Below are 19275 nucleotides of genomic sequence, written 5' to 3' on the forward strand. Positions count from 1 at the left end.
AGGCGCCCGCTAACGTATTACCTCTCCCAGACCAAATACCGGCAGATACATGGCGATAACCAGCGTGCCCACGATCGCACCGATCACCAGCATCATCGCCGGTTCAAGCGCAGCAGCCAGTGCCTCCGCCCGGTTTGAGGTTTCCGTTTCATGCCACTCTGCCAGCCGGGACAGCATGATATCAAGCGCGCCAGCCTCTTCCCCGGCTCCTGTCAGCTGGGCACAGAGCGGCGTAAACAGCATATGCTGCTGCAGTGCCTGGTGCAGCGGGGCGCCGGCAGCGATATGCGCCTGCAGCTGTACAACAGCTTCGCGCCACAGGCGCGCCGTCAGCGTCATCTCCACTGTCTGCAGGCTGTGCAGCAGCGTAAGCCCTGCCTGCTGCGTCAGCTGCAAAATGGCATAAATCTGGCTGAGCTGCGCACCGCGCCAGAGCGGGGCGATTAGCGGCAGGCGCAGGATAAAATGCTGCAGGCGCCGCTGCCAGCGCGCGGAGCGGCGTACAATCTGGCACGCTGCGATGGCGCAGCCGGCAGCGATCAGCAGCAGCGGCAGTGCGGTCTGCTGCATGCCTTCTGACAGCGCGACAACGCCTGCGGTAAAGGCGGGCAGCGGTGCATCAAAGCTGGCATAGACGGCAGTAAACTCCGGCAGCACAAATAACAGCATACCGGCACTGACCGCCAGCGCCACCAGCAGGATAAAGAGCGGATAGCGCAGCGCTTTGCCAACCTTCTGGCGTAGCAGGCGCTGCTTTGTCTGCTGCTGCGCCAGCCGCAGGCAGCAGCTGTCGAGCTGTCCGGTGGTCTCACCGACCTGCATCAGCGCAGAAAAGAGGGGCGGAAAGAGATCGGGCCACGTGCGCAGCGCCTGCGAAAATGCCTCTCCGGCCAGCACCTGCTGCTGCAGACCCGCGAGCACTACGCGCCAGCCGGCATGCGGATGCCCCTGCGCCAGCAGCATCAGGCTTTCAGCCAGCGGTAACCCTGCTTTTAGCAGCGTAGCCAGCTGATGCATCAGCTCAATTTTTTGCTGCCATTTCCAGTCGCGTCTGCGCCAGCAGCGGCCGCGTTGCCAGCTCACGATCAGCATGCCGCGATCGGCGAGCTCATTCAGCAGCGCGGCCCGATCGCGCAGCAGCGACTCTCCTGCCTGCAGCTCGCCCATGGTGTCCAGCGCCTGCCAGCGGTAGTGATAGAGTTTAGCCATTATCCAGCCCTACCACGCGCTGCATCTCTTCAAACGATGTCTCCCCGCGGCTTACCGCTTCAAGACCGGCGCTGAGCAGGGTTTTCATTCCCTGCTCGCTGGCGAGCGTCAGCACATGTTCCAGCGGCATATCTGAAGAGATGGCGTTCTGCAGCCTGCTGTTAACCGGCAGGATTTCAAACAGCGCAAGGCGCCCATAGTAGCCGGAAAAACAGTGGTCACAGCCCGGCGCTCGCCAGGTCTGCAGGGTGCCGGGCCAGAGCGTGGCAGGCAGATGAGCGATAACCTGTGCTGGCTGGCGACAGTGCAGGCAGAGACGACGAACCAGACGCTGTGCAATCACCAGCTGCAGCGCTGGCCCCAGCAGATAGCCCGGGATCTCCATCTGTCTGAGGCGCGTCAGCGTTTCAGCGGTAGAGTTTGTATGCAGCGTGGAGAGAACCAGGTGGCCGGTTTGTGCCGCTTTTACCGCAATACTGGCCGTTTCACTGTCGCGGATTTCACCGACCATGATCACATCCGGATCCTGACGCAGCAGGGCACGCAGTACGCGATTAAAGTCGAGACCGCTGCGGGGGCGCACCTGAGTCTGATTGATGCCGGTCAGCGGGATCTCTATCGGGTCTTCAACGCTGCAGATATTTTTTTCCGGCACGTTCAGTGCGCTGAGGCTGCTGTAGAGCGTAAAGGTTTTGCCGCTGCCGGTCGGGCCGGTCACCAGAATCAATCCCTGCGGTTTAACCAGAGCCTGTTTCAGCAGACGCAGCTGGGCCAGCGGCATACCGAGTTTATCCAGCGCAATCGCACTGCTTTCACCCTGCAGCAAGCGTACAACGGCTTTTTCGCCGTGGCTGACCGGCAGCGTGGCGAGGCGAAAGGCGGCGTCGCTGCCGTTTATCTCCTGGGTAAACTGCCCATCCTGCGGCAGACGCCGCTCTGCAATATCAAGCCCGGCGAGCACCTTCAGCCGCGCCAGCACGGCTGCCGGCTGCACCTCCGGCAAGCGCGGCAGATTATGTAGCACGCCGTCGATGCGCAGCCGGATACGCAATCCCTGCGGCTGAGGCTCAATATGCACATCTGAAGCGCGTCGCTGTACGGCCTGATGCAAAATCTGGTTTACCGCCTCGGTTGCTGAGGCTGCGCTGCGCTGCTCAGGCAGCCGCTCATCGGATAGTGACGGGTGCAGCGCCTGCTCCATGCGGGCAGCCGGCCAGCACTCAATCTCTACCTGACGCTGGCAGGCGAACTGCAGCGCCTCCAGCAGCTGCGGGTGGGGAGAGTCGGTAACGGCTACGCGCAGCCGGGTGTCATCATGCTGCAGCAGCCGCGCCTGATAGCGGGCGCACAGCGCCAGCAGTGTCGGATCATGCTCAGCCATTGGTCTCATCCTTATCTGCAAACCGGAACTGGTTCAGACAGTTATCGCGCAGGCTGCTGCTGCTGCTGGTACAGCTGCGCTGCCAGTTAAGCATGCCTTCAGCCGTGTTCCAGACGGGCTGCATCTCCACGCTCAGCCCGCTAAGGTTCTCCTGGCCGGTAAGCGCAATCACGCCACCGGTAACGGTGAGCGAGGCGACATAGCGCGAGCCTCTGGCCGCCGGAATGCCGTGTTCACCAGCCTGACACTGTGCCGGACCGCCGCGCTCAATGGCGCAGAGTTCCACCGCCGTTTTATAGGGCAACATGGTTTGCAGCATGTCAGTCAGCGCTGCGCGCTGCAGGTAATTTTGATAAGCAGGCAGGCCAATTGCGCTGAGAATAGCGACGATGCCGATGACGATCATCAGTTCAATCAGGGTAAAACCGCGTTGTCTTTCCATAGCAGGGCTCCTTTGTTCTGCAGCGCTACGATAAGCAGCACCCGCGGGTGATGAAAGCGTATCGCCTGAAAAACGGAGCGTGCCGCGCAGCCATTTTTAGCGGTTGCAGCAAACGACAGTTGCAGTACCGGGCGGGCTCACAACGCCGGGCAGAACAGGGCCACCGGAAGCGTTATGACGCTGGCCTGTTTTTGCAGCGGCAGCGGCAATGACCGGAGGATGAGAAAGCGCGCTATCGCACGAAGACGCTAAACCCTGCTCTGAATCGTGATATTCTCGGCCTGATTTTGCTAAGGATGAGAGAGATGAAACTGGAACAGGGCTGGATCAGCAGCGCCCGTAAGGTGCCCTCGCCCCACTTTAATGCACGCCCCGACAATGAAGCGCCGTCGCTGCTGGTGATCCACAACATCAGTTTGCCGCCGGGCGAATTTGGCGGGCCGTGGATCGATCGTCTGTTTACCGGCTCGCTGCCTGCCGATGCACACCCCTATTTTGCTGATATCGCGCAGCTGCGCGTGGCAGCGCACTGCCTGATCCGCCGCGACGGTGAGCTGGTACAGTACGTCTCACTAAACGAGCGCGCCTGGCACGCGGGCGTTTCGGCTTTCAGCGGGCGGGAAAACTGCAACGACTTTTCTATTGGTATTGAGCTGGAAGGCACCGACACGCTGCCTTACACCGACGCCCAGTACGCCATGCTGCAGCAGGTCACCGCGCTGCTGCAGCAGCACTATCCGCTGGCCGCCGATCGTATTACCGGCCATAGCGATATTGCACCCGGGCGTAAAACCGATCCGGGCCCGGCGTTTGACTGGTCACGCTATAAACAGGGTACTACTCAGGAGAATACCTGACACTGCAGGAGCCATTATGACGTTGTTTAGTTTGTTACTTGTTCTGGGATGGGAACGCCTGTTTAAAATGGGCGAACACTGGCAGCTGGATCACCGGCTGGAGCCGCTGTTCCGTGGCCGGCAGCGCTTTTCGCTGCCGCGCACGCTTCTGATGACCGCAGCAGCCATGCTGCTGGTGTGGCTGGTGGTCTGGAGTCTGCATGGCCTGCTGTTCGGGCTGCTGCAGCTGCTGTTCTGGATTGTGACCGGACTGCTCTGTATCGGCGCCGGTTCTGCGCGACAGCATTATCATAACTATCTGCAGGCTGCCAGCCGTGATGATGAGGCGGCGCATCAGGCGATGGCTGCAGAGCTGACGCTCATTCATGGCGTGCCGGCAAACTGCAGCGAGCGTGAGTTCCTGCGCGAGCTGCAGAATGCGCTTATCTGGATCAACTTCCGTTTCTATCTCGCTCCGCTGTTCTGGTTCGTGGTCGGAGGGCCGGTGCTGCTGGTGGGGTACGCTTTTCTGCGCGCCTGGCAGAGCTGGCTGGCACGACACGCATCAGATCAGGCACGCGCTGCCTCAGGTGTTGATGCGCTGCTGCACGTGCTGGACTGGATCCCGGTACGGCTGGCGGGCGTCGCTTATGCGCTGCTGGGTCACGGCGAGCGCGCGCTGCCCGCCTGGTTTGCTTCTCTGAGCGACCTCCATCGCGCTCAGTATCAGGTGCTGACCAGCCTGGCGCAGTTCTCGCTGGCGCGCGATCCGCACACGGATAAAGTCGCCACCCCACGCGTGGCGGTGGTGCTGGCAAAACGCACTTCGCTGGTGCTGGTGGTGGTGGTGGCGCTCCTGACTATCTACGGCACGCTGGTGTGATCCGCCGGAGGCACGCCAAAATCGGGCGTGCCATCCTCACGCCAGCTGAAATATTTCAGGCGCGTATGGCGATTGGGATCCCACAGCGGATCGCCCTCAATTTCCGTGTAGTTGCGGGCGTGATAAACCAGCACGTCGCGTCCCGCTTCATCCGTCGTAAAACTGTTGTGTCCCGGCCCGTACTGCTGATTTTCCCAGCTGGTGGTAAACACCGGCCGCGCTGACTTCTGCCAGGCGATGCGATCGCGCGGATCGGCCTGCACGTCAATACTCAGCATACCCAGACAGTAGTTTTCATCGGTCGCGCTGGCGGAGTAGGTCACAAACAGCCGGTTGCCGTGACGGATCGCCGCCGGACCTTCGTTAACGCTGAAGCCGGCACACTCCCACTCATATTCAGGCCGGCTCAGCATCACCGGCGTGCCTTTAAGCGTCCAGGGGTTAAGCAGCTCGGCCAGATAAAGATTGGAATTACCGGGAATAGCGGGATCTTTTTGTGCCCAGAGATACCAGTTTTTACCCTGATGGACGAAATGGGTGGCGTCCAGCGCAAAGCTATCGAACTGCGTTTCGACCCGGCGACAGGGCTGCCAGTAGCCGGTCAGCGGATCGGCATCATCGCAGACCAGCGCATACATGCGATGCTGAAACAGCCCCTCTTTAATTTCCCGGCTCGGCGCTGCCGCAAAGTAGATGACCCACTGACCATTAATGTGGTGCAGCTCGGGCGCCCAGATCAGCTCACTGTATTCACCCTGATCCGGCTTGCGCCAGACGGTAACGGCGGGTGCCTCACGCAGTCCCGCAAGCGTGCTGGCGTGGCGCAGCTCCAGCCGATCGTATTCCGGTACTGAGGCGATAAAGTAGTAGCCAGCGCCGTGCCGCAGAATAAAGGGATCGGCGCGCTGCGTAATAAAAGGGTTAGGCCAGGTCATTTGATCTCTCCGGGTTGAGTGGTTGCGGCCGGGGATGGGGCGGACAAATCGCGAAAGTTAGCGCGGCGCAGCGCCAGGTCATCCTGAATCGTGCGCATCAGCTTGCGATCCACTTTCATCAGGCGCACTACGCCTGCGGTGATCAGGTAGCCGACACCGGGTATTACGGTAAAGAGCAGCATAATGCCGTTGACGGCGCTGGCGGACTGCTGTTTTGCACCCGCGTCATAGCCGTAAACCGACAGCAAAAAGCCGACCATGGCACCAGCAACCGCCAGCCCGACCTTGAGAAAAAAGAGATTGCCGGAAAAGCTCATACCGGTAATACGCTTGCCGGTTTTCCACTCGCCATAGTCATCCACATCGGCCATCAGCGACCAGTGCAGCGGCGAGGGGATCTGATGCAGAATATTCAGCAGGAAATAGGCCACCACCACCGTGACGGTAGCGTGTGGATCGATCCAGTAAAACCCGCAGGAGAAGAGCGCCAGGCCGATATTGGTCCAGAAAAAGACCTTCAGCTTGCACCAGCGGTCGGTGAGATATTTTGCCAGCGTGCTGCCACCCATCATGCCGATCACGCCAAGGCTGATAAACAGCGTGGCAAAATGCGTCGACTGGCCCATGACCCAGGTCACGTAATACATGGTGGCCGCCATGCGGATAAAGCCGGGACAGACGTTGCAGAAGGTCAGCAGCAGAATGCGCACCCACTGATCGTTTTTCCAGATATCGCGCAGGTCTTTCTTCAGATCGTCATGCGTCGGCACCGCAGGCCGGATTCGTTCGCGGACGTTAGCAAAACAGAACAGAAACATCGCCAGGCCAATCAGCGCCAGCACGCTCATCGCCAGCTGATAGCCGCGCGCCTTGTTGTCACCGCCAAACCACTCCGCCATAGGCAGCAGTGAGAGTGAGAGGATCAGCGTGGCGACACCCACCATCACGAAGCGATAAGACTGACAGGAAACGCGCTCGCCCGGATCGCTGGTGATAACGCCGCCCAGTGAACAGTAGGGAATATTGATGGCGGTATAGGTCAGCGACATCAGGAAATAGGTGACAAAGGCCCAGATAACTTTGTTTTCATAGCTCCAGTCCGGCGTGGTAAACATCAGTACGCTGAACAGAACATATGGCACTGAGACCCAGAGCAGCCAGGGACGGAAGCGGCCCCATCGGCTCTGGGTACGATCCGCTATCGCGCCCATGATGGGGTCTGTTACCGCATCCAGCACGCGTACTGAAAGCAGCAGTACGCCGACCAGCGCCGGTGCCAGGCCAAAAACATCGGTGTAGAAGTAGTTCAGAAACAGCATGATCGCGCCACCAATCATGTTACAGCCGGCATCGCCCATGCCATATCCCAGTTTTTCTCTGAATGAGAGTGCAGCACTTTTCATCGTCGTCTCCTGCGACAAGTGGAGCGAAAAGTATCAGCGCAAACGGCAGGCAGGGGTGATCAACAATGAGTCGCGTAGATGGACAAAACGGGTGCAGGGAAAAAAGTGTGAGGACGATCGGCAGAGGTGCCCGGTCAGATGAACCGGGCACGCGGGACTATCAGGCTTTCTGCGTTTTGTTTTTAATGGCGTAACCCACCGCCAGAATAACCAGCCAGACCGGAATCAGCCATACCGAGATCGCCATTCCAGGCGTCATCGCCATGATCACCAGCACGGCGGCCATAAACAGCAGGCAGAGCCAGTTACCGGCCGGGTAGAGCACCGCGCGGAAGCGCGTAGTGACACCCTGCTGATCTTTCTTACGGCGGAATTTCATATGTGCCAGGCTAATCATCGCCCAGTTGATAACCAGGGCCGACACCACCAGAGACATCAGGATGCCAAAGGCTTCTCCCGGCATAAGATAGTTAATCAACACGCACAGCGCGGTAGCGACCGCTGAGACCATAATGGTGGCAACCGGTACGCCACGACGATCAACCCTGAGCAGCGCTTTTGGCGCATTGCCCTGCTGGGCCAGGCCGAACAGCATACGACTGTTGCAGTAAACACAGCTGTTATAGACCGAGAGCGCCGCCGTCAGGATCACGACGTTCAGCGCATTCGCGACCAGCGCATCACCCAGCTCATGAAAGATCAGGACAAACGGACTGGTGTCAGCGGTGACGCGCGTCCAGGGCAGCAGCGACAGCAGCACTGCCAGTGAGCCAATGTAAAAAATCAGAATGCGCCACAGCACCTGATTAGTGGCTTTAGGAATGCTCTCTTCCGGGTTGTCCGCTTCTGCAGCGGTAATGCCTACCAGCTCCAGGCCGCCAAAGGAGAACATAATAATCGCCATCATCATAACCAGACCGGTCATGCCGTGCGGCAGAAAGCCGCCCTGAGCCCACAGGTTGCTGACGGATGCCTGCGGACCGGCGTTGCCGCTGAACAGCAGCCAGCCGCCAAACAGGATCATGCCGATAACGGCCACGACTTTGATAATGGCGAACCAGAACTCCATCTCACCAAACACTTTGACGTTGGTCAGGTTAATGGCATTGATGACGACAAAGAAAATAGCGGCGCTGGCCCAGGCAGGAAAATCGGGATACCAGAACTGAATATATTTGCCGACGGCGCTGAGTTCGGCCATTGCAACCAGCACATAGAGCACCCAGTAGTTCCAGCCAGAGGCGAAGCCGGCAAAATTGCCCCAGTATTTGTAGGCAAAATGGCTGAAGCTGCCGGCAACCGGCTCCTCAACCACCATTTCGCCCAGCTGGCGCATAATTAAAAAGGCGATAAATCCGGCAATGGCATAACCCAGAATCACGGCCGGGCCGGCAGATTTAATAACCGATGCGCTACCCAGAAACAGGCCGGTGCCGACGGCACCGCCCAGCGCGATCAGCTGGATATGGCGATTCTTCAGGCCGCGATGCAGCGCTTCGCCATGCTGTTGTTCCATACAAACCTCTTTGTATTGTTATTGTGCGCCTGCAGTGCCCGCACTTAAGGCTGTGATACTGCGTGTAATCTTTTCTTTACGAATTCAGACTGGCTCTCTGTAGCGAGACGCTATTCAGGCGACCAGAATAGTGATAAGCGCGCGACTTTGCACCTGCTTTTGCTTTTTGTGCTAAGGAGTGATGGAAAAAGCAGCGATTTACTCTGTGGTTTCCCTTGCGCTATTTCTGCCATGAATAATGCTTAAACACGAATAGCTTTCGCTTATGGCGTATAAGAGAAACGACCGCTTTTGCAGTGTAAGGTTTGGTAAAAGTGAAATCTGTTAACAACTTCGCGCAGTTGTTTCTTTTTCCTGTTACTACGGCGGCTTAAGGCAGGATGCCTGGGTTCAGGGCTATATCGGGCTGGAAGTAGGAGAGTGGCCATATAGACACAAGGTGAATACTTTGTTACTTTACGGGCACCATTTTTCAATTGGTATTACCAATTTACTCCAGACGTTTGGCTTATAAGAAGGGAAGATGGCTTATAGTAAAATTCGCCAGCCCAAGCTCTCCGATGCGATAGAGCAGCAGCTGGAATCCCTGATTATGGAAGGGACCCTTCAGCCGGGTGAGAAACTGCTCCCCGAGCGCGAACTGGCCAAACAGTTTGATGTCTCACGTCCATCGCTACGCGAAGCGATTCAGAGTCTGGAAGCCAAAGGTTTACTGCTGCGTCGCCAGGGTGGCGGCACATTTGTGCAGCAGAACCTCTGGCAGAGCTTAAGCGACCCCCTGGTCGGGCTGCTGGCCCAGCATCCGGAATCTCAGTTCGATCTGCTGGAAACCCGTCATGCGCTGGAAGGCGTGGCTGCCTACTACGCAGCGCTACGCGGTACCGATGAAGATCTGCAGCGTATTCGCGACTGCCATCTTCAGATTCAGCAGGCGCAGGAGAGCGGCGATCTCGACGCCGAAGCGGACGCCGTCATGAAGTATCAGATTGCGGTCACGGAAGCGGCGCATAATGTGGTGCTGCTGCACCTGCTGCGCTCCATGAGCCCGATGCTGGAACAAAACGTACGTCAGAATTTCGAATTGCTCTACGCTCGCCGCGAAATGCTGGCGAAAGTGAGCGAGCATCGCGCCAGTATTTTTGCGGCGATTGTGGCGCGCGAGCCGGAACAGGCCCGCGAAGCCTCGCATCGTCATCTGGCGTTTATAGAGGAAATCTTGCTGGACAGAAGTCGGGAGCAGAGCCGTCGTGAACGCTCCCTGCGTCGTTTACAGCAACGCAAGGAATAACGTACGGCAACGAACGTGCGACATAAACGACGGGCCTGTCTTCTTGTGCTGTGAACCTGAAGCACAACACAAGCAGACAGGCTCCTGATAATTCAACGTATTAGACACAGATAAGGAATACCCCCCATGTCAGAACGTTTACAGAATGACGTGGATCCGATCGAAACTCGTGACTGGCTACAGGCGATCGAATCGGTCATCCGTGAAGAAGGTGTTGAGCGTGCGCAGTATCTGATTGATCAGGTCCTGAGCGCTGCCCGCAAAGGTGGTGTAAAAGTAGCTGGCGGTGGCGGTGCTGCTGCAGCGATCAGCAACTATATCAACACCATTGCGACAGAAGATGAGCCGGACTATCCGGGCAACACCTCTCTCGAACGTCGTATCCGTTCCGCAATTCGCTGGAACGCCATTGTTTCAGTTCTGCGTGCGTCGAAGAAAGATCTGGAGCTGGGGGGACACCTCTCTTCTTTCCAGAGCTCTGCCACAATCTATGAAGTGTGCTTCAACCACTTCTTCCGCGCACGCAGCGAAAAAGATGGCGGCGATCTGGTCTACTTCCAGGGTCACATTTCTCCAGGCATCTACTCACGTGCGTTCCTTGAAGGACGTCTGACTGAAGAGCAGATGAATAACTTCCGTCAGGAAGTGCACGGCAACGGCCTGTCATCCTATCCGCATCCAAAACTGATGCCGGACTTCTGGCAGTTCCCGACCGTTTCAATGGGTCTGGGTCCGCTGAACGCTATCTATCAGGCGAAGTTCCTGAAGTACCTGGAGCATCGCGGCCTGAAAGATACGTCTGGTCAGACGGTGTACGCTTTCCTTGGCGATGGCGAGATGGATGAACCGGAATCCAAAGGTGCTATCACCATTGCGACCCGTGAGAAGCTGGACAACCTGGTCTTCATCATCAACTGTAACCTGCAGCGTCTGGATGGCCCGGTCACCGGTAACGGTAAGATCATCAACGAGCTGGAAGGCATTTTTGCCGGTGCTGGCTGGAACGTGATCAAAGTGATCTGGGGCGGACGCTGGGATGAGCTGCTGAAGAAAGACACCAGCGGCAAACTGATTCAGCTGATGAACGAAACCGTTGACGGCGACTATCAGACCTTTAAATCACGCGACGGCGCCTATGTGCGCGAGCACTTCTTCGGTAAATACCCGGAGACCGCTGCGCTGGTGAAAGACTGGTCCGACGAAGAGATTTTCGCACTGAACCGCGGCGGCCACGATCCGAAGAAAATCTATGCTGCCCTGAAAAAGGCGCAGGAGACCAAAGGTCAGCCAACGCTGATTCTGGCTCATACCATTAAAGGTTATGGTATGGGTGATACCGCGGAAGGCAAAAATATCGCCCACCAGGTCAAGAAGATGAACATGGATGGCGTACGCTACATCCGCGATCGCTTCAATGTGCCAGTGGCTGATGAGAAAATCGAAGAGCTGCCTTACGTCACCTTTGAAAAAGGCTCAGAAGAGTACAACTACCTGCACGGCCAGCGTGAGAAGCTGGGTGGCTATCTGCCAACCCGTCAGGCGGAGTTCACTGAGAAGCTGGAAATGCCGACGCTGGAAGAGTTCAAACCTCTGCTGGAAGAGCAGAGCAAAGAGATCTCTACCACGATCGCTTTCGTGCGCGCGCTGAACGTGATGCTGAAGAACAAGTCGATCAAAGATCGTCTGGTGCCAATCCTCGCGGATGAAGCACGTACTTTTGGTATGGAAGGCCTGTTCCGTCAGATCGGTATCTACAGCCCGAACGGCCAGCAGTATACGCCGCAGGACCGCGAGCAGGTTGCTTACTATAAAGAAGATGAGAAAGGCCAGATTCTGCAGGAAGGGATCAACGAGCTGGGCGCAGGTTCATCCTGGCTGGCAGCGGCGACCTCTTACAGCACCAACAACCTGCCGATGATCCCGTTCTACATCTACTACTCCATGTTTGGCTTCCAGCGCATTGGCGATCTGATGTGGCTGGCGGGCGATCAGCAGGCGCGTGGCTTCCTGGTTGGCGGTACGTCGGGCCGTACGACGCTGAACGGCGAAGGTCTGCAGCATGAAGATGGCCACAGCCATATTCAGTCGCTGACCATCCCTAACTGCATCTCCTACGATCCTTCCTACGCGTATGAAGTGGCGGTGATCATGCAGGATGGCCTGGTGCGTATGTATGGTGAAGCGCAGGAAAACATCTATTACTACATCACCACGCTGAACGAAAACTACCATATGCCGGCGATGCCGCAGGGTGCGGAAGAGGGTATCCGTAAGGGTATCTATAAGCTGGAAGAAGTCGAAGGCAAGAAAGGCAAAGTGCAGCTGCTGGGCTCAGGCTCTATTCTGCGCCACGTGCGCGAAGCGGCACAGATTCTGGCGAAAGAGTACGGTATCGGCTCTGATGTCTACAGCGTAACCTCGTTCACCGAGCTGGCGCGAGATGGTCAGGATTGCGAGCGCTGGAACATGCTGCATCCGACAGAAACGCCACGCGTGCCTTACATCGCTCAGGTGATGAACGATGCGCCGGCCGTTGCGTCAACCGACTACATGAAGCTGTTCGCAGAACAGGTCCGCAGCTATGTGCCAGCCAGCGACTACCGCGTGCTGGGTACCGATGGCTTCGGTCGTTCTGACAGCCGTGAAAATCTGCGTCATCACTTCGAAGTGGATGCGTCATATGTGGTAGTGGCTGCGCTGGGTGAGCTGGCTAAACGCGGCGAAATCGAGAAGCAGGTGGTAGCGGACGCTATCGCTAAATTCGATATCGACGCTGATAAAGTTAACCCGCGTCTGGCTTAAGAGGTAAAGAGTAATGGCTATCGAAATTAACGTACCGGATATCGGGTCAGACGAAGTTGAAGTCACCGAAATTTTGGTGAAGGTGGGCGACAGCGTTGAAGCTGAGCAGTCGCTGATCTCTGTGGAAGGCGATAAAGCCTCGATGGAAGTGCCTTCGCCGCAGGCGGGCGTGGTTAAAGAGATCAAAATCGCCGTCGGTGACAAAGTGAATACCGGCTCGCTGATTATGGTGTTTGACGCTGAAGGTGCGGCAGAAGCTGCACCGGCTGCCGAAGAGAAAAAAGCAGAAGCCGCGCCGGCTCCTGCTGCTGCAACGGCAACCGCCAGCAAAGAGGTTAACGTACCGGATATCGGTGGTGATGAAGTCGAAGTCACAGAGATCCTGGTTAAAGTGGGCGACAAGGTTGAAGCTGAGCAGTCGCTGATCACCGTTGAAGGCGACAAAGCTTCAATGGAAGTGCCTGCGCCGTTTGCTGGCGTAGTGAAAGAGATCAAAATCGCTACCGGCGATAAAGTGAACACCGGTTCACTGATTATGATCTTTGACGCAGAAGGCGACGCACCGGCTGCCGACGCGAAACCACAGATGAAAGAAGAGGCGACCTCCGCCCCGGCTGCAGCTGCAGGCGCGAAAGAGGTAAACGTACCGGATATCGGCGGTGATGAAGTTGAAGTGACCGAGGTACTGGTGAAAGCGGGCGATAAAGTCACCGCTGAGCAGTCGCTGATTGTGGTTGAAGGCGATAAAGCCTCTATGGAAGTGCCGGCGCCGTTTGCCGGTACGGTAAAAGAGCTGAAAGTGGCCACCGGTGACAAAGTCAATACCGGCTCACTGATCATGATCTTTGAAGTAGAAGGCGGCGCACCATCGCCAGCACCGGCAGCCAAACCGGAAGCGGCCGCCGCGCCGGCGAAAGCGGAGGCTAAACCCGCTGCAGCACCTGCGCCGGCTAAAGCGGAAGCGAAAAGTGAGTTCGCTGAGAATGACGCCTATGTGCACGCCACGCCGGTGATCCGTCGTCTGGCGCGCGAGTTTGGCGTTAACCTGGCGAAGGTGAAAGGCACCGGGCGTAAGGGCCGCATCCTGAAAGAGGATGTGCAGACTTACGTGAAAGAGGCGGTGAAACGCGCTGAGGCTGCGCCAGCTGCTGCTGCAGGCGGCGGTCTGCCAGGCATGCTGCCATGGCCGAAGGTAGACTTCAGCAAGTTTGGTGAAGTGGAAGAAGTGGAGCTGGGCCGTATCCAGAAAATCTCTGGTGCTAACCTGAGCCGTAACTGGGTCATGATCCCGCACGTTACGCACTTCGATAAAACCGATATCACCGATCTGGAAGCGTTCCGCAAGCAGCAGAACGCGGAAGCCGAGAAACGCAAGCTGGATGTGAAGTTCACCCCGGTGGTGTTCATCATGAAAGCGGTTGCGGCGGCCCTGGAGCAGATGCCGCGTTTCAACAGCTCGCTGTCTGAAGATGGTCAGAAACTGACGCTGAAGAAATACATCAACATCGGCGTGGCGGTTGATACGCCAAATGGTCTGGTGGTTCCGGTGTTCAAGGATGTTAATAAGAAAGGCATCACTGAACTCTCGCGTGAGCTGATGGCAACCTCGAAGAAAGCGCGCGATGGCAAACTGACCGCCAGCGATATGCAGGGCGGCTGTTTCACCATCTCCAGCCTTGGCGGCCTGGGCACGACGCACTTCGCGCCTATCGTCAACGCGCCGGAAGTGGCGATCCTTGGCGTCTCCAAATCGGCCATGGAGCCGGTCTGGAACGGTAAAGAGTTTGCACCGCGTCTGATGATGCCGATCTCGCTCTCGTTTGACCACCGCGTGATCGACGGTGCTGATGGTGCGCGTTTCATCACCATCATCAACAATATGCTGTCTGATATTCGCCGTCTGGTGATGTGAAGTTAATCAAGGCCGGCAAATGCCGGCCTTGTTGTAAGCATTCAGTTGTTACCGCGGTTGGCAGTTTATTAACAATTCTGTAAACTCTCGCGGTGAAATGTCCCGGTGGCGACAGGGTAGCATGAGCCTGGGAAAGGTCGCTCTGACCGCCGGCAATCTAACAAGAGGTCATGATGAGTACAGAGATTAAAACTCAAGTCGTGGTACTTGGGGCAGGTCCTGCAGGTTACTCTGCAGCCTTCCGTTGCGCTGACTTAGGTCTGGAGACCGTTCTGGTTGAGCGCTACAACACCCTCGGTGGTGTTTGTCTGAACGTAGGCTGTATCCCGTCAAAAGCGCTGCTGCACGTCGCGAAAGTGATTGAAGAAGCGAAAGCGCTGGAAGAGCACGGCATCGTGTTTGGTCAGCCGCAGACAGACATTAACAAGATCCGCACCTGGAAAGAGAAGGTGATCAACCAGCTGACCGGCGGTCTGGCCGGAATGGCGAAAGGCCGTAAGGTCAAAGTCGTAAACGGTCTGGGTAAATTCACCGGTGCCAACACCCTGGTGGTTGAAGGTGAGGGTGGCGCAACCACCATCAACTTCGATAACGCAATCATCGCCGCAGGCTCACGCCCTATCGAGCTGCCGTTTATCCCGCATCACGATCCGCGCGTCTGGGACTCTACGTCAGCGCTGGAGCTGCGTGAAGTGCCGAAGCGTCTGCTGGTCATGGGCGGCGGCATCATCGGTCTGGAGATGGCGACAGTTTACCATGCGCTGGGTTCAGAGATTGACGTGGTTGAGATGTTTGACCAGGTGATCCCGGCAGCGGATAAAGACGTGGTTAAAGTCTTTACCAAGCGTATCAGCAAGAAATTCAACCTGATGCTGGAAACCAAAGTCACCGCGGTTGACGCGAAAGATGACGGTATCTATGTGTCGATGGAAGGTAAAAAAGCGCCTGCTGAGGCGCAGCGCTATGACGCGGTGCTGGTCGCCATTGGCCGCGTGCCAAACGGTAAAGGCCTCGACGCCGGTAAAGCGGGCGTGGAAGTGGACGAGCGCGGCTTTATCCGTGTCGATAAGCAGATGCGTACCAATGTGCCGCACATCTACGCTATCGGTGATATCGTGGGTCAGCCTATGCTGGCGCACAAAGGCGTGCACGAAGGCCACGTTGCCGCTGAGGTCATCTCTGGTCTGAAGCACTACTTCGATCCGAAAGTGATCCCATCCATCGCCTATACCGAGCCGGAAGTTGCATGGGTAGGTCTGACTGAGAAAGAAGCCAAAGAGAAGGGCATCAGCTACGAAGTCTCCACCTTCCCATGGGCGGCCTCAGGCCGTGCTATCGCTTCTGACTGCGCTGACGGCATGACCAAGCTGATCTTTGACAAAGAGACGCATCGCGTTATCGGCGGTGCTGTAGTCGGCACCAACGGCGGCGAGCTGCTGGGTGAAATCGGTCTGGCGATCGAAATGGGTTGTGATGCCGAAGATATCGCGCTCACCATCCATGCGCACCCGACGCTGCATGAATCAGTTGGCCTTGCCGCTGAAATCTTTGAGGGCAGCATCACCGATCTGCCAAACGCGAAAGCGAAGAAGAAGTAAGTTTCACTTCTGCGATCAACGGCTCCTGCGGGGGCCGTTTTTTTTTTTGCTGTTACAGCCGCAGGCATAACTAAAGGTTAGCCAGATCATTTTCTGCCACGCTGAAAGTTATGATCTGAAAACCGCCTGCCGCATATCTGCCGCTTTTTTTTCCGTCTGCAGGGGAATACCCGGACAGTTATGCCGGAAATTGGCTGGATGTTGCTTTTTTGTAAACAGATTAACAATCAGGCGAAATCCTGCTATGCTGGCCGACGCAGAACCGGGCACCTCACCCTACTGTTTAACAGCATCAAGGTGTACCGGAAAGCTATACAATGAGAGCGAGGAGAACGTCGTGCTAGAAGAATACCGTAAGCACGTTGCCGAGCGTGCTGCCCAGGGAATCGTACCTAAGCCGTTAGATGCTTCCCAGATGGCCGCGCTGGTTGAACTGCTGAAAAGCCCGCCTGCGGGTGAAGAAGAATTTCTGGTTGACCTGCTGGTTAACCGCGTCCCGCCAGGCGTTGATGAAGCCGCCTATGTTAAAGCCGGTTTCCTGGCTGCTGTCGCAACGGGCGAAGCCCACTCTCCTCTGGTTACGCGCGAGAAAGCTGTTGAACTGCTGGGCACCATGCAGGGTGGCTATAACATCCACGCGCTGATTGAAGCACTCGACGACGAAGCACTGGCACCGATTGCCGCTGAAGCGCTGTCCCATACGCTGCTGATGTTCGACAACTTCTACGATGTGGAAGAGAAAGCCAAAGCGGGTAACGCCCACGCAAAAAAAATCCTGCAATCCTGGGCTGATGCCGAGTGGTTCCTGAAGCGTCCTAAGCTGGCTGAAAAAATCACCACCACCGTGTTCAAAGTGACCGGCGAAACCAACACCGACGACCTCTCTCCGGCGCCGGATGCGTGGTCGCGCCCGGATATTCCACTGCATGCGCTGGCGATGCTGAAAAACCCGCGTGATGGTATTGAGCCAGACGAGGCGGGCAACATTGGCCCGATTAAACAGATTCAGGCGCTGCAGCAGAAAGGCTTCCCGCTGACGTATGTCGGCGACGTCGTCGGTACCGGCTCATCACGTAAATCCGCCACCAACTCGGTGCTGTGGTTTATGGGTGAAGATATCCCGTACGTGCCGAACAAAAAGGGCGGCGGTCTCTGCCTCGGCGGTAAAATTGCCCCGATTTTCTTCAACACCATGGAAGATGCCGGCGCGCTGCCGATCGAACTGGATGTTGAGCGCCTGAACATGGGCGATGTGATTGACGTTTACCCGTATAAAGGCGAAGTCCGCAGTCACGAAACCAATGAACTGCTGGCAACCTTTGAACTGAAAACCGATGTGCTGCTGGATGAAGTCCGCGCCGGCGGCCGTATTCCGCTGATTATCGGTCGCGGCCTGACGACGAAAGCACGCGAGTCACTCGGCCTGCCGGCAAGCGACGTCTTTGTGCAGGCGAAAGATATCGCCACCAGCACGCGCGGCTACTCGCTGGCGCAGAAGATGGTGGGCCGCGCCTGTGGCGTTGAGGGTATTCGTCCGGGCGCGTACTGCGAGCCGAAGATGACCTCTGTGGGTTCACAGGATACCACCGGTCCGATGACGCGCGATGAGCTGAAAGACCTGGCGTGCCTCGGCTTCTCCGCCGATCTGGTGATGCAATCCTTCTGCCACACCGCGGCCTATCCGAAGCCGGTTGATGTGACCACGCACCATACGCTGCCGGATTTCATCATGAACCGCGGTGGCGTCTCGCTGCGTCCGGGCGATGGTATTATTCACAGCTGGCTGAACCGTATGCTGCTGCCGGATACCGTTGGCACCGGCGGTGACTCACACACCCGCTTCCCGATTGGCATCTCTTTCCCGGCGGGTTCCGGCCTGGTGGCGTTTGCCGCTGCGACTGGCGTGATGCCGCTCGATATGCCGGAATCGGTGCTGGTGCGCTTTAAGGGCACCATGCAGCCGGGCATTACGCTGCGCGATCTGGTACACGCTATCCCGCTGTACGCGATTAAGCAGGGCCTGCTGACGGTAGAGAAGAAGGGCAAGAAAAACATCTTCTCCGGCCGTATTCTGGAGATCGAAGGTCTGCCGGATCTGAAAGTTGAGCAGGCTTTTGAGCTGTCTGATGCCTCCGCTGAGCGTTCTGCTGCCGGTTGTACCATCAAGCTGGATAAAGCGCCGATCATCGAGTACCTGAACTCCAACATCGTCCTGCTGAAGTGGATGATCTCGGAAGGCTACGGCGATCGCCGTACGCTGGAGCGCCGCGTTGAGGGCATGGAGAAATGGCTGGCCGATCCGCAGCTGCTGGAAGGCGATGCAGATGCAGAATACGCTGCGGTGATCGAGATCGATCTGGCGGATATCAAAGAGCCGATTCTGTGTGCACCAAACGATCCGGATGATGCGCGCTGGCTCTCTGACGTGCAGGGCGAGAAGATTGACGAAGTGTTTATCGGCTCCTGCATGACCAATATCGGTCACTTCCGCGCGGCCGGTAAGCTGCTGGACGCGCATAAGGGCCAGCTGCCGACGCGTCTCTGGGTGGCTCCGCCAACCAAGATGGATGCGGCGCAGCTTACCGAAGAGGGCTACTACAGCGTCTTTGGTAAAAGCGGTGCGCGTATTGAGATCCCGGGCTGTTCGCTCTGCATGGGTAACCAGGCACGCGTGCAGGACGGTGCGACGGTGGTCTCCACGTCGACCCGTAACTTCCCGAACCGTCTGGGTAACGGCGCCAACGTCTTCCTGGCATCAGCCGAGCTGGCTGCCGTCGCTTCGCTGCTTGGCAAACTGCCAACGCCGGACGAGTATCAGCAGTTTATGGTGCAGGTGGATAAAACGGCCGACGACACCTATCGCTATCTCAACTTTGACCAGCTGGGTCAATATACCGAGAAAGCGGACAGCGTGATTTTCCAGACCGCCGTATAACGCGACGGGTAAATCGGGGGGGGGATGATGCAAATCATCCCCCTTTTTTTATGCCTTTTTTACCGGCGGCACTCCCGGCATAATGCGAGCGCGATCCCACTTTATTACGCGCGCTGCGCTCAGAATGCACATAAA

At 57.2% G+C, this 19275-nt stretch carries 13 protein-coding genes; 7 read left to right on the plus strand and 6 right to left on the minus strand.

Features of this window, described 5'->3' with window-relative positions; translation table 11 throughout:
* Nucleotides 1-9: 9 nt before the first annotated feature.
* From hofC to ppdD, 3 genes are read right to left on the minus strand one after another with little or no spacing between them, the layout of a single operon-like run.
* Nucleotides 10-1209, minus strand: a complete 1200-nt coding sequence (gene hofC / locus F3J39_RS15320) for a protein transport protein HofC (RefSeq protein ID WP_166714357.1) — start codon at nucleotides 1207-1209, stop codon at nucleotides 10-12.
* On the minus strand, nucleotides 1202-2590 hold the full coding sequence (gene gspE / locus F3J39_RS15325) for a type II secretion system protein GspE (protein ID WP_166714358.1): 1389 nt from the start codon (nucleotides 2588-2590) through the stop codon (nucleotides 1202-1204). Before gspE ends, hofC begins: the two co-directional genes overlap by 8 nt.
* Nucleotides 2583-3032: a prepilin peptidase-dependent pilin gene (gene ppdD, locus F3J39_RS15330; protein ID WP_039382612.1), complete on the minus strand. Its 450-nt coding sequence runs from the start codon at nucleotides 3030-3032 to the stop codon at nucleotides 2583-2585. Before ppdD ends, gspE begins: the two co-directional genes overlap by 8 nt.
* Nucleotides 3033-3337: 305 nt before the next feature.
* Between ppdD and ampD the strand changes: the two genes are divergently transcribed.
* Together ampD and ampE are read left to right on the plus strand one after the other, a co-directional pair.
* The gene (gene ampD / locus F3J39_RS15335) at nucleotides 3338-3889 is read left to right on the plus strand and encodes a 1,6-anhydro-N-acetylmuramyl-L-alanine amidase AmpD (protein ID WP_039382614.1); all 552 of its coding nucleotides are present in this window, start codon (nucleotides 3338-3340) and stop codon (nucleotides 3887-3889) included.
* Between the two features lie 16 nt (nucleotides 3890-3905).
* A complete protein-coding gene (gene ampE / locus F3J39_RS15340; RefSeq protein WP_166714359.1) occupies nucleotides 3906-4751 on the plus strand; it encodes a beta-lactamase regulator AmpE in 846 nt (281 codons plus the stop codon).
* Here ampE and F3J39_RS15345 read toward each other — a convergent pair.
* The 3 genes from F3J39_RS15345 to aroP form a co-directional block, all read right to left on the minus strand.
* Nucleotides 4733-5686, minus strand: a complete 954-nt coding sequence (locus tag F3J39_RS15345) for a family 43 glycosylhydrolase (RefSeq protein ID WP_039382619.1) — start codon at nucleotides 5684-5686, stop codon at nucleotides 4733-4735. The genes ampE and F3J39_RS15345 overlap by 19 nt on opposite strands.
* Nucleotides 5683-7089, minus strand: a complete 1407-nt coding sequence (locus F3J39_RS15350; protein WP_166714360.1) for an MFS transporter — start codon at nucleotides 7087-7089, stop codon at nucleotides 5683-5685. Before F3J39_RS15350 ends, F3J39_RS15345 begins: the two co-directional genes overlap by 4 nt.
* A gap of 160 nt (nucleotides 7090-7249) precedes the next feature.
* On the minus strand, nucleotides 7250-8605 hold the full coding sequence (gene aroP, locus F3J39_RS15355) for an aromatic amino acid transporter AroP (protein ID WP_039382624.1): 1356 nt from the start codon (nucleotides 8603-8605) through the stop codon (nucleotides 7250-7252).
* A 523-nt stretch (nucleotides 8606-9128) separates the two neighbouring features.
* On the opposite strand from aroP, the gene pdhR reads away from it, so the two are divergent.
* The 5 genes from pdhR (at nucleotide 9129) to acnB (ending at nucleotide 19140) form a co-directional block, all read left to right on the plus strand.
* A complete protein-coding gene (gene pdhR, locus F3J39_RS15360; RefSeq protein WP_039382625.1) occupies nucleotides 9129-9893 on the plus strand; it encodes a pyruvate dehydrogenase complex transcriptional repressor PdhR in 765 nt (254 codons plus the stop codon).
* A gap of 126 nt (nucleotides 9894-10019) precedes the next feature.
* Nucleotides 10020-12695 carry a pyruvate dehydrogenase (acetyl-transferring), homodimeric type gene (aceE, locus tag F3J39_RS15365; protein ID WP_039382627.1) on the plus strand — a complete coding sequence of 892 codons (2676 nt, stop codon included), beginning with the start codon at nucleotides 10020-10022 and terminating at the stop codon, nucleotides 12693-12695.
* Between the two features lie 13 nt (nucleotides 12696-12708).
* Complete coding sequence (aceF, locus tag F3J39_RS15370) at nucleotides 12709-14607, plus strand: pyruvate dehydrogenase complex dihydrolipoyllysine-residue acetyltransferase (protein ID WP_166714361.1); 1899 nt, start codon at nucleotides 12709-12711, stop codon at nucleotides 14605-14607.
* A gap of 173 nt (nucleotides 14608-14780) precedes the next feature.
* Complete coding sequence (gene lpdA, locus F3J39_RS15375; RefSeq protein WP_039385712.1) at nucleotides 14781-16205, plus strand: dihydrolipoyl dehydrogenase; 1425 nt, start codon at nucleotides 14781-14783, stop codon at nucleotides 16203-16205.
* 337 nt (nucleotides 16206-16542) lie between these two features.
* The gene (gene acnB / locus F3J39_RS15380; RefSeq protein WP_104085531.1) at nucleotides 16543-19140 is read left to right on the plus strand and encodes a bifunctional aconitate hydratase 2/2-methylisocitrate dehydratase; all 2598 of its coding nucleotides are present in this window, start codon (nucleotides 16543-16545) and stop codon (nucleotides 19138-19140) included.
* Nucleotides 19141-19275 lie beyond the last annotated feature (135 nt).

This window comes from Pantoea sp. Acro-807 (assembly GCF_011752675.1).
GTDB lineage: Bacteria > Pseudomonadota > Gammaproteobacteria > Enterobacterales > Enterobacteriaceae > Pantoea > Pantoea eucrina.

Excerpts from the sequence above, each read along its gene's own strand:
- hofC (WP_166714357.1), bottom strand. The coding sequence starts at position 1,209 with ATGGCTAAACTCTATCACTACCGCTGGCAGGCGCTGGACACCATGGGC.
- gspE (WP_166714358.1), bottom strand. The coding sequence starts at position 2,590 with ATGGCTGAGCATGATCCGACACTGCTGGCGCTGTGCGCCCGCTATCAG.
- ppdD (WP_039382612.1), bottom strand. The coding sequence starts at position 3,032 with ATGGAAAGACAACGCGGTTTTACCCTGATTGAACTGATGATCGTCATC.
- ampD (WP_039382614.1), top strand. The coding sequence starts at position 3,338 with ATGAAACTGGAACAGGGCTGGATCAGCAGCGCCCGTAAGGTGCCCTCG.
- ampE (WP_166714359.1), top strand. The coding sequence starts at position 3,906 with ATGACGTTGTTTAGTTTGTTACTTGTTCTGGGATGGGAACGCCTGTTT.
- F3J39_RS15345 (WP_039382619.1), bottom strand. The coding sequence starts at position 5,686 with ATGACCTGGCCTAACCCTTTTATTACGCAGCGCGCCGATCCCTTTATT.
- F3J39_RS15350 (WP_166714360.1), bottom strand. The coding sequence starts at position 7,089 with ATGAAAAGTGCTGCACTCTCATTCAGAGAAAAACTGGGATATGGCATG.
- aroP (WP_039382624.1), bottom strand. The coding sequence starts at position 8,605 with ATGGAACAACAGCATGGCGAAGCGCTGCATCGCGGCCTGAAGAATCGC.
- pdhR (WP_039382625.1), top strand. The coding sequence starts at position 9,129 with ATGGCTTATAGTAAAATTCGCCAGCCCAAGCTCTCCGATGCGATAGAG.
- aceE (WP_039382627.1), top strand. The coding sequence starts at position 10,020 with ATGTCAGAACGTTTACAGAATGACGTGGATCCGATCGAAACTCGTGAC.
- aceF (WP_166714361.1), top strand. The coding sequence starts at position 12,709 with ATGGCTATCGAAATTAACGTACCGGATATCGGGTCAGACGAAGTTGAA.
- lpdA (WP_039385712.1), top strand. The coding sequence starts at position 14,781 with ATGAGTACAGAGATTAAAACTCAAGTCGTGGTACTTGGGGCAGGTCCT.